This window comes from Saccharopolyspora spinosa NRRL 18395, assembly GCF_000194155.1.
In the GTDB taxonomy this organism is placed as follows: Bacteria; Actinomycetota; Actinomycetes; order Mycobacteriales; family Pseudonocardiaceae; genus Saccharopolyspora; species Saccharopolyspora spinosa.
The window spans coordinates 322,975-336,872 of record NZ_GL877880.1 but is presented as its reverse complement, the minus strand read 5'-3'; the positions used below and the strand labels follow the sequence as shown (position 1 = coordinate 336,872).

The following is a 13,898-nucleotide window of genomic DNA, read 5'->3' as shown; positions in this document are numbered from 1 at the left end:
TGGGTTCAGTCGCGTAGGGGGAAGTAGCCGGTGCCGATGAGCTGCCCGAGGTAGTGCTTGAGCCGTTCTGTGGTGTCGGTTACTTCGTCCTGAAGCGCCAGCTGTTCGTCGAGGCTGGACATGATTTCGATGATCGACTCCTGTTGATCCAGCGGAGGCAGCCAGACCGGCAATTGCCGCATGGTCTTGGCACTCAAGCTCGGGACGGTGGTTCTCGCGCAGTGCTGGCTCAGCCAGTCCTGCACCCCTTCCGTCGCGAGGTAGTGGAGCAGGTAGCGATTGCTCAATTCCGGCGAACGGGGCCGCAGCCGGAGGAACCCGGGACCGAACAGCGACCCCTCGTGCTCGGCGGTGACGAGTGCGGTCCGGCCGATGGTGCCGGTGCGCACGCACAGCACGTCGTCGGCCTTGAGTAGATAGCGGGCCAACTTCTCACGCGCAACCGGGTCGACACGCTCCGACCCGCCGGGGACCAGCCGGTTCCTGCGCAGGCTGCGGGGAGTCAGCACTGGTACCCCGTGCTCATGCGCGGGGATTTCGCGGAGCATGCCGCTCGGCCCGGCCAACACGTCGCAGATCTCGCCGAGCGACACCGTTGGCAAAGTCGGATGGCTGTTTCTCGATGCCAGGCTCGCGAGGTCGACGCGCTCGAGCTGGCGAGTGACCAGGTCCTTCAGCGCTGCCGCGCGGTGTGTCAAGGTCGAGAGCTGCTGCTGTTGTTCAGAAACGGCGGCAGCGAGCTTCGGCGGCTGGAACCGGGCCTGCGGGCTGGCCAGATAGGTCCCCGGCTGCAGCTGGTAGTCCTGATAACCGATCTCCGCGATGTTGACGGAGCGGGCGAACCCCGGTTTGAGAACGTTCTCCCCCTGGAAGTGCTGCTGGTGGACCGCGACGATTTCGTCGATGTCCGCGTTTGCCAACTCCTGCAGGTTTCTGCTTTTGGCGTGGCCACGATCCTTGGCGCTGACGAGGAGCACACGATCATCGGATTCGCCCGCAGCGCGCAGCAGCCACAGGTGCACGGGGATCCCGGTGGCGCGAAAGAGACCCGAGGGTAGCTCGATCACCGCCGCTACCGTTCGTGCGTCGATCAGCTGCCGTCGGATCTTGGCTTCCGCTCCGCCAGCAAAGGTCGCGGCAGGTGGCATCACCACGGCTGCCCGACCGCCCGGCGCCAGCTTGTCGAGAACGTGCTGGATCCACGCGAAGTTGGCGCTGCTACGCGGTGGTGTGCCGTAACGCCAGCGCGGATCGTGCGGCTGATCCGTCCAGTCCCGCATGGCGAAAGGCGGGTTGGTCATGATCACGTCGAACGTTCGGTCACGATCCACGTCCTGCCGGAGCACGTCACGAGCACCATCGCCCAGGTCGGGCTCCATCCCGCGCAGGGCGAGGTTCATGCTCGCGAGCCGCCAGGAAACCGGGGAAAGGGCGCGTCCGGTGATTTCCGTGAGCGGTTCGTTCGGGTTTCGCCGAATGGCATGTTCAACAGCGCCTACCAGCAGTGCCCCATTGCCGCAGCACGGGTCGTAGACGGTGTCAGTGCTGGCCGGATCGAGGATCTCGACGGCGACTTCGACGATGGACCGTGGTGTGTGGAACTCGCTCGTCATCCGAAACGACGAGAACTCGTTGAGCAAGTCGTCGAGTAGCCCCGCAGCTCTTCGGTTGCCAGCCGACTGCTCATGGCCGCCGAGTTCGTTCAGGCCGTCGACTAGCCCGATTAGGAAGAGAGGATTGACTTCGCGGCTGAAGCGGAGCCCGGCGAGCAGCGGATCGGTATTCGAGAGCTTGTCGAGTAGCGCTGGCAGCGCTTTGTGATCAGCGGGTTCGGCTTCCTCGTGAATCGACTGCCATGCACCGCTTTCCCGCGCATACAGCAAGGCGAGGATGAGTTCTTGGTAGTTGGCGGTCGTAGCGGCGCCGCGTTGATCTCGAAGTCCTTCGCCGATCAGCTGCCACGCCTTTGCGGTGAGACCGTGTCGAGCCTGCTCGCGGCGGCGTGTAGGTGCCGACTCGCGGTCTGCAAGACCCAGCGCACGGCGGAAGCGATCGCCGTAGCTGGTGCCTCCCGGCTCGTCCTTTCGCAGCGCATTGCGCGGGATGCGGCGCTTGTCGAGCCAGGTGGCGACTTCCGTCGTGGAGAAGCTCCCGCCCTGCGCCGCTGGGAAGTCGGAGTTGCGTTCGCGCCAGTTGCTCACGGCGGCGCGCCCGACCCCTGCGGCGCGGGCGATTTCGCTGGCGGACAGCCGATCGGTCATTGCGCACCACCGATATCGGGCCGCTGGGCGAGCACCTGCGGAACGCGGTCGAATTGCCTGGTCTCCACCTTGAGCGTGATCGACAGGTAGCCGAGCAGCCGGTAGATGTGGCTGTGGTAGTCCGTGAGGCGCCTGTTGAAGATCGGCTCGTAGTGCATGATCCGGTTCCGGAAGTGCCGCACCGGGTTCAGTTCGTCGTGCAACTTCCTGCGCCGGTCGGAGAAGTCCGGAAATGCGCGGTGCAGCGCGGGCACCCACAGCTTGCGGTCGTAACCGGCGCCACGGCTGACCAGGGAAACCCAGAAGCCGAAGGTCAACGACGCCACGATGTCATCCGCCGTCGTGGCACGGCCCGCCAGGTCGAGCCGTTTCTTGAGCTTGGCTTCGGCCTCCTGGATCTTCGCATGTCCATTGCGGTCGAGAGAGGCGACTTCCCACCAGCATTCGCGGCCGAAGTGGTCCCGCAGCGTTTCGTGCATGGCGTTGCGAAGCGCGACCTCAAGCCAGTGCAGTGGACTGTAGAAGGCGGCACAGGCTGCCAGGTTCCACTGGTACAGGCGGAACGCCGCTTCCACGTCGTTGGCGGTCGCTGCGAGATACGGCGCCATCCGAGCGGGCGACAGCGTTTTGAGCACCCATTCGGCGGAGTCGCCCGACATCGTTTCCCCCAGGTGTAGCGGTCGGTATGTGTTAGCCTCGGACACGTACGCCCCGGGTCCGCCTCTGCGCTAGTGCGCATGCCGCCCGGGGCTTTCCATTTCCGCGGTTCGCGGTGCCCTGAAATCATCGGCCGAGAGTTGCCGTGCTTCACCAGTAGATCATCAAGCATCCCAAGAGTCAGGCGCGCAGTGTGCTGCGCGCTTGACTCTGTGAACATCCTTCGGTGGCCAGCACCCGTCGCGGACAAAATCACGTCGGCCGTGAGGTGATCTCGGCTACCCTGGAGTCCGTGAGTGCGAGGCTGCTTCTTGAGAGGCCGCGTTGACCGTCCGTTAGCAGGCGTCAACGCGGCGACCCCTCATGCCCGGTAGGGCCTGGGGGGTTTTCCATTTTCCGCAGGCGGCACACTTAGGCGGCACGACCCGCGCGGTTCGGGCGAGAAGGCAGGGAAGGACGCAACACGATGAGTGGCCAGGCAGAGGGCTCGACGACCGGGGTTTCCGAAGAGGTCCCGCAGTTCCGCTACACGGCGGACACGGCGACCGCGATCGAGCAGCGGTGGCAGCGCCTCTGGGACGAGCACGGCACGTTCCACGCGCCGAACCCGGCCGGCCCACTCCAGGGCGACGTTCCGGCGGACAAGCTGTTCGTCCAGGACATGTTCCCGTACCCGTCCGGTGCCGGACTGCACGTCGGCCACCCGCTGGGCTTCATCGGCACCGACGTCTACGCCCGCTACCACCGGATGCTGGGCCGCAACGTGCTGCACACGATGGGCTTCGACGCGTTCGGCCTGCCCGCCGAGCAGTACGCGGTGCAGACCGGGACCCACCCGCGGACCACCACCGAAGCCAACATCGAGCGCTATCTGGGCCAGATCCGCCGGCTGGGCCTGGGCCACGACGAGCGCCGCCGGGTCGCCACCACCGACATCGAGTTCTACCGGTGGACGCAGTGGATCTTCCTGCAGATCTTCAACGCCTGGTACGACACCGATGCCAACGGCGGCAAGGGCCGCGCCCGGCCGATCAGCGAGCTGGAAGAGCAGTTCGCCACCGGTGAGCGCGCCACGCCGGACGGCCGCCCGTGGGCCGAGCTGACCCCCGCCGAGCAGCGCAAGACCATCGACTCCTACCGGTTGGCCTACCTGTCGGAGGCGCCGGTGAACTGGGCGCCCGGCCTGGGCACCGTGGTCGCGAACGAGGAGGTCACCGCCGACGGGCTGACCGAGCGCGGCAACTTCCCGGTGTTCCGCCGCAACCTGAAGCAGTGGATGATGCGGATCACCGCGTACGCCGACCGCCTGGTAAACGACCTGGACCGGCTGGACTGGTCGGACCAGGTCAAGACCATGCAGCGGAACTGGATCGGCCGTTCGCAAGGCGCGAACGTGGTGTTCCCGCTGGACGGTTCGGCACACCACATCGAGGTCTTCACCACCCGCCCGGACACCCTGTTCGGCGTTACCTACATGGTGCTGGCCCCGGAGCACCCGCTGGTCGACGAGCTGACCGCGGCCGCGTGGCTGGCCGAGGTCGACGACCGCTGGACCGGCGGCGCGGCGACCCCGGCGGAGGCGGTCGCGCAGTACCGGCGGGCCGCGTCGATGAAGTCCGACCTGGACCGCCAGGAGAACAAGGAGAAGACCGGCGTCTTCACCGGTGCCTGGGCGACCAACCCGGTCAACGGCAAGCAGATCCCGGTGTTCATCGCGGACTACGTGCTGATGGGCTACGGCACCGGCGCGATCATGGCGGTGCCCGGTGAGGACACCCGCGACCACGAGTTCGCGGAGGTCTTCGGCCTGCCGGTCGTCCGCACCGTGCAGCCGTCGGAGGACTTCGAGGGCGGCGCCTACACCGGTGAGGGGCCGCGGATCAACTCCGCGAACCCGGACGTCGGCCTGGACCTGAACGGGCTGGGCCTAGACGACGCGAAGAAGACCATCATCGTCTGGGTGGAGGAGCACGGCCACGGCCGCGGCACCGTCCAGTACAAGCTGCGCGACTGGCTGTTCGCGCGGCAGCGTTACTGGGGCGAACCGTTCCCGATCGTCTACGGCGAGGACGGCGTACCGCTGGGGCTGCCGGAGGACCAGCTGCCGGTCGAGCTTCCCGAGGTGGAGGACTACTCGCCGCGCACCTTCGAGCCGGAGGACGCCGACAGCAAGCCCGAGCCGCCGCTGGCCAAGGCCACCGACTGGGCCGAGGTGGAGCTGGACCTGGGCGACGGGCTGAAGCACTACAAGCGCGACACCAACGTGATGCCGCAGTGGGCCGGTTCCTGCTGGTACCAGCTGCGCTACATCGACCCGGACAACTCCGAGCGGTTCGTCGACCCGGCCAACGAGCGCTACTGGATGGGCAAGCACCCGGAGCTGCACGGCGCGAACGACCCGGGCGGCGTGGACCTGTACGTCGGCGGCGTGGAGCACGCGGTGCTGCACCTGCTGTACTCCCGGTTCTGGCACAAGGTGCTGCACGATTTGGGCTACCTGGAGTCGGAGGAGCCGTACCGGCGGCTGTTCAACCAGGGCTACATCCAGGCCTATGCCTTCACCGACTCGCGCGGGGTCTACGTCCCCGCCGAGGAAGTGGAGGAGCGGGAGGGGAAGTTCTACTTCCAGGGCCAGGAGGTCAACCGCGAGTACGGGAAGATGGGCAAGAGCCTGAAGAACTCCGTTTCCCCGGACGAGATGGCAGACGCCTACGGCGCGGACACCTTGCGGCTGTACGAGATGTCGATGGGGCCGCTGGAGGCTTCGCGTCCGTGGTCGACCAAGGACGTCGTGGGCTCGCACCGGTTCCTGCAGCGGCTGTGGCGCAACGTCGTCGACGAGAACACCGGTGAGCTGCGGGTAACCGATGAACAGCCGGACGTCGAGGCGCTGCGGGCGCTGCACAAGACCATCGCCGGGGTTCGGGAGGACTACGCGGAGCTGCGGTTCAACACCGCGGTGGCGAAGCTGATCGAGTTCAACAACCGGCTGACCAAGACCTATTCTTCGGCGGCGGGCACTCCGCGGTCGCTGGTGGAGCAGCTGGTGCTGATGGTCGCGCCGCTGACGCCGCATCTGGCCGAGGAGCTGTGGGCCCGGCTGGGCCACGGCGGGAGCCTGGCGCACGGCCCGTTCCCGGAGGCCGAGGAGGAGTACCTGGTCGAGGACACCGCGGAGTACCCGATCCAGGTCAACGGCAAGGTGCGGTCCCGGGTCGTGGTGTCGGCCTCGGCGGACCAGGACGCGGTGAAGGCGGCGGCGCTGGCGGACGAGAAGATCGTCGCGGCGCTGGACGGCAAGGACCCGCGCAAGGTCATCGTCGTCCCGGGTCGCCTGGTCAACGTCGTCGCCTGACCCTGGCGAGTTTCGGGCGAAGGGCGCCGCTGACCCGGCATAGCCGGTCAGCGGCGCCCTTCGCTCTTCAGCAGGTCGAGCGCGTGGTGGCGCCCCTGACCGGGCATTTCGGCCGAGGTCACGCCTCGCTCGTTTCGAGGGGGAGCTTGCGGGGTCAGAGGCCGAGGCCGGTGACGAGGGTGTCGATGCCCGCCAGGATTCGGTCGCGAGCCATACTGAGGTCTCGCAGCTGGTGGACGACGAGCTTGACGCCGGTGGCCGCAAGCAGCGCGTTGGCCAGGTACTCCGCGTCGAGCTCGGGCCGGGCCGCGCCGATCAGCGTCGCCAGGTGTGTCCGGTGCATGACCAGGACGGCAAGAGCCGTATGACGGGGCCCGGCGAGGTAGGTCACATGGCGGTGTTACTCGTCGGTAACTAAGCTCGGAGTGGCCGGTACCGACGAGTGGAGGCCGCGATGGGAACCACCGGATTCGACGCAGGCGAGCTCGCTACCCTGCTGGACGGCCGCTGGGCCGGCATCCGCAAGCAAGTCCGCGACGCACTCGATGGTGTCCCGCTCCAGCCGGGCGACGACCTCGACACCGAGAGCCACCGCGCGCAGACCCTCGAACAGCTGCGCCTGCTGGCCAAGTCCGGCATCACCGACCTCGGCTTCCCGGTCGCCTACGGCGGCCGCGGCGACACCGGCGGTGCGGTGGTCTCGCTGGAGATGCTGGCTGGCAACCTGTCCCTGATGGTCAAGGCCGGCGTCCAATGGGGACTGTTCGGCGGCGCGGTCGTCGCGCTGGGCACCGAGCGCCACCACGAGCGCTACCTGCGCGACATCATCAGCCTGGACCTGCCGGGCTGCTTCGCGATGACCGAGACCGGCCACGGCTCCGACGTCCAGCACCTGCGCACCACCGCGACGTACGACGCGGCGACGCAGGAGTTCGTGGTGCATACGCCGCACGAAGCGGCCCGCAAGGAGTACATCGGCAACGCCGCCCGGGACGGCCGGCTGGCGGTCGTGTTCGCCCAGCTGATCACCGGCGACAAGAGCCACGGCGTGCACGCGCTGCTGGTGCCGATCCGCGACGAGGCCGGGCAGGCCCTGCCGGGCGTGCGGATCGAGGACTGCGGGCGCAAGGCCGGGCTCAACGGCGTCGACAACGGCCGGCTCACCTTCGACCAGGTGCGGATCCCGCGCGAGGCGCTGCTCAACCGCTACGCCGACGTCGATCCGGACGGCACCTACCGCAGCCCGATCGCCAGCCAGAGCAAACGGTTCTTCACCATGCTCGGCACCCTGATCCGCGGCCGGATCTCGGTCGCCGGCACCGCCGGCAGCGCGACGAAGCTGGCGCTGGAGATTGCCCTGCGCTACGGCGACGCCCGCCGCCAGTTCGAGCGCCCCGGCACCGGCCGGGAGACCGTGGTACTGGATTACCTGGCGCACCAGCGGAAGCTCCTGCCCGCGCTGGCGAAGACCTTCGCCCTGCACTTCGCGCAGGAAGAGCTGGTGTCCACTTTGCACGATGCGCCGGGCGGCGAGCGGGAGCAGCGCGAGCTGGAATCCCGCGCCGCGGGCCTGAAGGCGATGTCGACCTGGCACGCGACGCAGACCATCCAGACCTGCCGCGAGGCCTGCGGCGGCGCGGGTTACCTAGCGGAGAACCAGCTGGCCCAGCTCAAAGCCGACACCGACGTCTTCACCACGTTCGAGGGCGACAACACGGTGCTGCTGCAGCTGGTCGCCAAGGGCCTGCTGACGAATTACAAGGACCAGTTTGACGACCTTGGCACGCTGGGCATGGCGAAGTTCGTCGCCGACCAGTTCGTCGGTGCGGTGATCGAGCGGACCGCGACGCGTTCCCTGGTGCAGCGGATCATCGACGGCTCGGGCAAGGACGACATCCTCGACCGCGGCTGGCAGCTGAAGCTGTTCGACGACCGCGAGCGGCACGTCCTCGACGGGCTCGGCCGCCGGCTGCGGAAGGCCAACCGCGAAAACGCCTTCGAGGTCTTCAACAACGCGCAGGACCACGTGCTGCGCGCGGCCCGCGTGCACGTGGACCGCATCGTGCTGGAGGCGTTCGTAGCGGCGATCGAACGTTGCCGCGACCGGCGCACCGCTGCGTTGCTGAACAAGTTGTGCGACCTGTACGTGCTGTCCAACATCGAGGCTGATAGCGGCTGGTTCCTGGAGCACGAGCGGATCACGCCGCGTCGCTCGAAGGCGATCACCGAGGCGATCAACGCGCTGTGCGGCCAGCTCCGCCCGCACGCGGTGGACCTGGTGACGGCCTTCGGCCTGCCCCGCCAGTGGCTCACAGCCCCGATCGCCACCGGCGCCGAGGCCCGTCGGCAGGAAGCCCAGCATGCCCAGCATGCCCACGAAACATCGTGACCGCCCCGGCGGTTCGAACTGGATGGAGGGCGCCTTCGAGCAACTCGCTCGGAGGCGCCCTCCACCTGTCGTGCAACGGGCTCAGAGGGTGTGGAGTTGGCCTTCGTCAGGGGCGTCTTGTTGCGGCCAGACGACCAGGTAGTGCGTGTACTGCATCTTCCCGTTGTGCATCTTCGGGTTGTCCAGGATCAACTGCACGCCGTTCACGGTTTCGGGTGGGCCGCCACCGCCGGTGATGTACGCGCTGCCGTAGCCCACGGCGCCGTTCTCGCCCCACTTCGACCAGTCGAGGTTCATCAGCTTCACTTCGCTGGCGTGCTCGCCGGTGACGTTGGGGTGGATGAATTCACTCGGCTGCTGCACCAGCTTCTGGTTGGTGCCGTCAACGTACGTGGCCGCGTAGAACTGCTTCTCAGGTGCCGGCTGCTGGGGCGCCGGTTGTCTTTCGGTGGTCTTCGTCGTGGTCGCGATCTTGGTTTCCGGTGCGGATGGCTCCACTGTGGACGCGATGGCGGACGGGGGCGGGCTGTCCATCACGATGGGACGGTGGCCGATGTCACCGGTTTGGGCCAGGTTCGGCGGCGGTGGTTGCTGACCGCAAGCCGAAAGCAGCAGCGCGGCGCCGATCGCCACCGCCGAACCGAGCACTCGCACCGACCTGTGCAACACGACTTGACCTCCTAGTGTCCTGCGCCAGAAATTCGTGAGATATATTTGTGCAGGGAGTTGAGGATCTCGGATCACGCTCGTCATCACTCAAAACGAACTCGACATCAGAATCCGCCATTCACGGACCATATCAAACTAACCAACGAACTTCCAGCGCAGGACACTAGTGCAACGTCCGCTTGTTCATTGGACGCCTGTCGGCGGCCTAGGTTCACTCGAACCGCGCGAAAATTCGCGTCGGCGGTAGGTTTGCGTCGAACGTGCCAGTGCCCTGCCCGGACAGGTCAATTGCGAAACAGGGCGTTGAAGTCCGAGAAGTCCACGGTGTCGGCGATCGTGTCGTAGCTGCCGTGCTCCAGCGCTTCCCGAATCCCCCGGCGCGCCACGGCATATGCGGCCTGCGCGACTGCTGCGCCGAGGCTGATGCGAGCGGCTCCGGCCTCGGCCAGTTCCGCGACGGTGGGCGCGCCAGGACTGGCCAGGACGTTCAACGGCCGTTCGATGTTCGTCGCCAGCTCGGAGATCACCGCGACATCGGTCGTTCCGGGAACGAAGATCCCGTCCGCGCCGGCCTCCGCATAGGCGGCCGCGCGGGCGATGGCATCGCGCAACCGCTCTGCCGGATCGTCGTGCACGGGACGGAGGAAGGGATCGGTGCGTGCGTTGATGAACAGCGGGATTTGCGCGGCGTCGGCCGCCGCGCGAGCAGCTGCGATGCGCGCGACCTGCTCTTCGACCGGGCGAAGCGACGGTCCGACACCGTCTTCGATGTTGACGCCGATCGCGCCGGCGTCCAGCACCAGGCGGATGGTTTCCCCGACACCGGCGGGGTCTTCGGCGAAACCGCTCTCGATGTCGGCGGTGACCGGCAGGTCGACGGTGGCGGCGACGCGTGCGATCAGCTCGATGGCGAGCCGTCGGTCGAGCGCGTTGCCGTCGGCGGCACCGAGGCTCCACGCGACGCCCGCGCTCGTGGTCGCCACCGCCGTCGCCCCGGCGTCCTCGATGAGCCGTGCGCTGGCCGAGTCCCAGGCGTTGGGCAGGACCAGCGGCGCCCGTTCGGCGTGCAGTGAGTGGAAAGTCTTTGCCTTGTCCTGCTGAGGGATCGTCATGTCCGCAGTCCACCATATTTCGCCCCGCAGAACTGGCGGATATGCGCCTTGCACGGGATGGCCTATGCGGCGTTGGGGTGTTCGACCGAAGTCCTCGACCGGCGTCCGTGACTGCGTGACCAGACGGTGAACGATAAGTGGATCTCGGTTGGAACCGATGCGGCCGAGGTGCGTCTCACCGGTGTACGACCTGATGCCGAGATGTTGAGAGGCACGATGAACAGCCTGCTCCGGAAAGCTGCGATCACCGTTCTCAGCGGTGCGTTCTTCGTCGGTACCGCGGCGACGGGTGTCGCTGCGCCCGAAGAAGGCGTCACCGACCAGGGCATCAAGTGCGAGTCGGACGCCAGCGGCGACGGCCCGTTCTACAGCGGCCCGTCCGCGTCGCACGTCTACGACAAGGCCTTCGCCAAGGGGCCGGCGGTCCCGGGTCTCGACAAGCTGACGCCGCAGGGCATTTCGCCCTGGTACAACTGGGACGGCCCCAACAACGACCTGCTGCTCGTGACGGAGTACGGGGAGAAGGGCCAGGACGCGCACATCGTCGGCATCGACCCGAAGACCGGCAAGCACGCCGGCACGGTCGCCATCGCCGAGGCGCACGTCGGTGGCATCACGGTTAGCCGGGGCTGGGCGTTCGTGCAGGGCCGCGACTCCGGCAAATGGGACACGATCCGCAAGTACAAGCTGGCCGACCTCCGGGCCGCGATGAAGAAGGGCGGCGTCCCGTACGTCAAGCAGGACGGCGAGGCGCGCCGGGTGTATGCGGCGTCGTTCATCTCCAGCTACGGCGACACCCTGTACGCGGGCAAGTTCAACGACGGCGGCCGCGGCAAGATGTTCTCATACAAGATCAACGCGAACGGCTCGCTGACCACTGAGCACGGCTACGAGGTGCCCACCAAGACTCAGGGCCTGATGGTCACGAAGGACAAGTTCATCTTCAGCACGTCCTACGGCCGCGACAAGCGCAGCAACATCTTCGTGGTGGACAAGGGCGCGACCGACATCGACAAGCCGTCCACCAAGTGCTTCCGCGCGCCGAGCATGGCCGAGGGCATCACTGAGTACAAGGGCGACGCCTACCTGCTGTTCGAGTCGGGCTCCTACAAGTACCGCGACGCCCGCAACGTGATCGAGAACCTGCACAAGGGCAACATCTCCGCCATCACCGGTTTCTGATCCCGGGCCAGCGAAACGGTGGACTGTCTCAGACGAGCCGCCGTTTCTGCTCCCCGGGTTTCCGCCGCAGCCGGGCAAAGTGACGGCCTGGGCGTTCAGCGGCGTCGCGCGCCGCACTTCGGTCACGTCGACGACGCGCTACTGCGAGTTGATGACACCTCGGACTTTCCCGCCCCTGGCAGTGCGTTTGCCGATCGCGGTTGGTCAGCGGCAGCGAACGGGCCAGGCCGGTGGCGTGCACAAACGCGGCCAGCATGAAAAAGCTGTTGTACGGGCTGAGTTCCAGGCGGGCGAAGCCCCGAGCTAGCTCGGACGAGCATGCCAGACCGCCGGGTTAGGCCTGGCTCGGCGCGAGGCGCGGGCGACGGCGTGGTCTTGTTGTCGACCATCGATGGCACCGCCGGCGGCAAGTCGACGCTCGCGGTGCACTGGGCGCACCGGATGCGGGACCGGTTCCCGGACGGCGAACTGCAACGTCAACCTGCGCGGATTCGACCCGATCGCGGAACCCACGACGCCGAACGGGGCGCTGGGCCCCGACACGATGATCCGTCCGCGACCCGAAAGCACCCCGGGTTGATCGGGACTGCGCGAACAGATCGACTTTGCTCTGATCGGACTCAGGTGGATGCGCCGTCCGGAAGCCAGGTTCAGGCGAGGCCGAGCTCGTGGGTCAGCTCGTTGAGCATCGAGTCGAACAGCCGGTCGGCGTACTTCAGGTTGAACGGGAAGCGGCCGAAGACCTCCAGCGCCACGTAGCCGTACAGGCGGACCCACCAGCGCAGCAGGAAGTACACCGCGTCAGGGCGCAGGGCTCCCGGCGGGACCTCGATGCCCTCGGTGGACAAGGCCGCCGCCAGCGCTTCCTGCTGCTCCGACAGGTCCGGCAACTCGAACGGCAGCGCCGGTTCGGAGTTGATCTTCATCGCGCCTTCGACCAGGAACGGCCCGACGATGCCCAGGAAGACCCCGGCGAACTGGTCCTGCTGACGCTTCCCCTCCTCGCCCTGCGGGGTGGCGAATACCAGCGCGAACTCCTCCGGGTGCGCCAGCGCCCAGCGCCGGAACCGGTGGCAGACCGCGAAGATCTTTTCCAGGAACTCGCCGCCCGCCGGTTCCAGCGCCGTGTGCAGCTCGGTCGCCAGGTCGGCGCAGATGTCGTCGCAGAGCTGGCGGAGCAGGTCTTCGCGGGACTCGTAGTACCGGTACAGCGCGGGCGCGGTGATGCCCAGTTCCCGCGCGATCGCCCGCAGCGTCACCGCGTCGCGCCCATGCCCGACGAGCAGCGCCCGCGCATGCTGGCGGATCTCCAGTTCGGTGGCCGCGCGAAGCCGCTCGCGCCGAGTCACCTCGGTCATGTGCCACTCCAGTGTTTCCGTGGACGACCCTGCCTCCCCGATCGGCCGCCCGTGATTGTGGCCCATCCAGCCGCTCTGTTTCCATCGGGCGAGCGAGGCCGAATTCGCCACGTCGGCGACAGTCAGTAAACGGTGTTCACCCAACGGTAACCGGTCGCCGACGCCCATTACCAGCCTCTGCCGGATCGTGCCGCCTTGGGAGGCGCGCCGTCAGGTCGTCCGCAGGGGACGCTCTTGCGCACTGGTCTGTTCCACGCCAGCCGGGATCCACGAGGAGGCTTAATGAGCAATTTTCGGCGCGGTAGAGGCTGTTTGGGAACTCGTTCTGCCGGGCGGTTCCCCGTGGCGGCCCCAGCGGGCGGGAGCGGTCTGCTTCCGCGCCGATCGGTGTGCGGCGAACGGCCTGTTCACGTCGGTTGAAGGCGCGAACGGTCCGTTCGCTTCATTCTCCTGACGTTGGCCGTGGGTTGTTGGTGTGCGGCGAACGGCCTGTTCACGTTGGTAGAAGGCGCGAACGGATGCTCCTATAGATGTCAAGCGGCGGGTGCAAGGTCGTTTTGGGTGACTTGTGTGGGGGCCAGGGCGGGGTAGACCTCGCGGGCGACGAATCGTTTGAGGCAGCGCATGATCTCTTTCTTCGAGAGTCCTTCCTTGGTGCGGCGTTGGACGTAGGCGCGGGTGCGTTCGTCGTGGCGCATGCGGACCAGGACGATGGTGTGCAGGGCGTTGTTGGCGGCGCGGTCGCCGCCGCGGTTGAGGCGGTGGCGGTGGGTGCGGCCGGAGGACGCGGGGATCGGTGCGGCCGCGGTCAGGTGCGCGAACGCTGCTTCGGAGCGCATGCGTTCGGGGTTGTCCCCGGCGGAGGTCAGCAGCTGGCCGGCGGTTTCGGGGCCGACGCCGAACAGCTCCAGCAGT

10 protein-coding genes are annotated in these 13,898 nt (G+C 67.3%); 3 read left to right on the top strand and 7 right to left on the bottom strand.

Translation table 11 applies throughout. From position 1 onward, the window contains the following. Nucleotides 1-5: 5 nt before the first annotated feature. Both SSPN_RS0132235 and SSPN_RS0132230 read right to left on the bottom strand, forming a co-directional pair. Entirely contained in the window at nt 6-2,261 is a 2,256-nt protein-coding gene (locus tag SSPN_RS0132235) for an N-6 DNA methylase (protein ID WP_010313158.1), read from the bottom strand. Next, nucleotides 2,258-2,920, bottom strand: coding sequence for a hypothetical protein (locus tag SSPN_RS0132230; RefSeq protein WP_010313156.1), 663 nt, complete (start codon nt 2,918-2,920; stop codon nt 2,258-2,260). Before SSPN_RS0132230 ends, SSPN_RS0132235 begins: the two co-directional genes overlap by 4 nt. 464 nt (nt 2,921-3,384) lie before the next feature. On the opposite strand from SSPN_RS0132230, the gene leuS reads away from it, so the two are divergent. Continuing rightward, a complete protein-coding gene (gene leuS, locus SSPN_RS0132225) occupies nt 3,385-6,273 on the top strand; it encodes a leucine--tRNA ligase (protein WP_010313154.1) in 2,889 nt (962 codons plus the stop codon). Between the two features lie 154 nt (nt 6,274-6,427). Here the strand turns inward: leuS and SSPN_RS46900 are convergent, their stop codons facing one another. Beyond that, nucleotides 6,428-6,664 (bottom strand): hypothetical protein, encoded by a 237-nt coding sequence (locus tag SSPN_RS46900; RefSeq protein ID WP_010313152.1) that lies wholly within the window; start codon nt 6,662-6,664, stop codon nt 6,428-6,430. Nucleotides 6,665-6,727: 63 nt separating this feature from the next. On the opposite strand from SSPN_RS46900, the gene SSPN_RS0132215 reads away from it, so the two are divergent. Further along, complete coding sequence (locus tag SSPN_RS0132215) at nt 6,728-8,662, top strand: acyl-CoA dehydrogenase family protein (RefSeq protein WP_010313150.1); 1,935 nt, start codon at nt 6,728-6,730, stop codon at nt 8,660-8,662. 81 nt (nt 8,663-8,743) lie between these two features. On the opposite strand, the gene SSPN_RS0132210 is transcribed toward SSPN_RS0132215, so the two are convergent. Both SSPN_RS0132210 and SSPN_RS0132205 read right to left on the bottom strand, forming a co-directional pair. Then, nucleotides 8,744-9,331 (bottom strand): hypothetical protein, encoded by a 588-nt coding sequence (locus SSPN_RS0132210; RefSeq protein WP_010313148.1) that lies wholly within the window; start codon nt 9,329-9,331, stop codon nt 8,744-8,746. A 284-nt stretch (nt 9,332-9,615) separates the two neighbouring features. Continuing rightward, on the bottom strand, nt 9,616-10,443 hold the full coding sequence (locus tag SSPN_RS0132205; RefSeq protein WP_010313147.1) for an isocitrate lyase/PEP mutase family protein: 828 nt from the start codon (nt 10,441-10,443) through the stop codon (nt 9,616-9,618). Between the two features lie 216 nt (nt 10,444-10,659). Here SSPN_RS0132205 and SSPN_RS0132200 point away from each other — a divergent pair, with 216 nt between their 5' ends. Further along, nucleotides 10,660-11,625 carry a hypothetical protein gene (locus SSPN_RS0132200; protein ID WP_010313146.1) on the top strand — a complete coding sequence of 322 codons (966 nt, stop codon included), beginning with the start codon at nt 10,660-10,662 and terminating at the stop codon, nt 11,623-11,625. Nucleotides 11,626-12,275: 650 nt separating this feature from the next. On the opposite strand, the gene SSPN_RS0132195 is transcribed toward SSPN_RS0132200, so the two are convergent. Further along, entirely contained in the window at nt 12,276-12,983 is a 708-nt protein-coding gene (locus SSPN_RS0132195; protein ID WP_029535939.1) for a TetR/AcrR family transcriptional regulator, read from the bottom strand. Between the two features lie 533 nt (nt 12,984-13,516). Continuing rightward, the coding region (locus SSPN_RS0132190) for a transposase (protein WP_148272073.1) at nt 13,517-13,898 on the bottom strand (382 nt) is incomplete at its 5' end.

Coding starts and splice junctions, on each gene's coding strand:
- SSPN_RS0132235 (WP_010313158.1), bottom strand. CDS start 2,261: ATGACCGATCGGCTGTCCGCCAGCGAAATCGCCCGCGCCGCAGGGGTC.
- SSPN_RS0132230 (WP_010313156.1), bottom strand. CDS start 2,920: ATGTCGGGCGACTCCGCCGAATGGGTGCTCAAAACGCTGTCGCCCGCT.
- leuS (WP_010313154.1), top strand. CDS start 3,385: ATGAGTGGCCAGGCAGAGGGCTCGACGACCGGGGTTTCCGAAGAGGTC.
- SSPN_RS0132215 (WP_010313150.1), top strand. CDS start 6,728: ATGGGAACCACCGGATTCGACGCAGGCGAGCTCGCTACCCTGCTGGAC.
- SSPN_RS0132205 (WP_010313147.1), bottom strand. CDS start 10,443: ATGACGATCCCTCAGCAGGACAAGGCAAAGACTTTCCACTCACTGCAC.
- SSPN_RS0132200 (WP_010313146.1), top strand. CDS start 10,660: ATGAACAGCCTGCTCCGGAAAGCTGCGATCACCGTTCTCAGCGGTGCG.
- SSPN_RS0132195 (WP_029535939.1), bottom strand. CDS start 12,983: ATGACCGAGGTGACTCGGCGCGAGCGGCTTCGCGCGGCCACCGAACTG.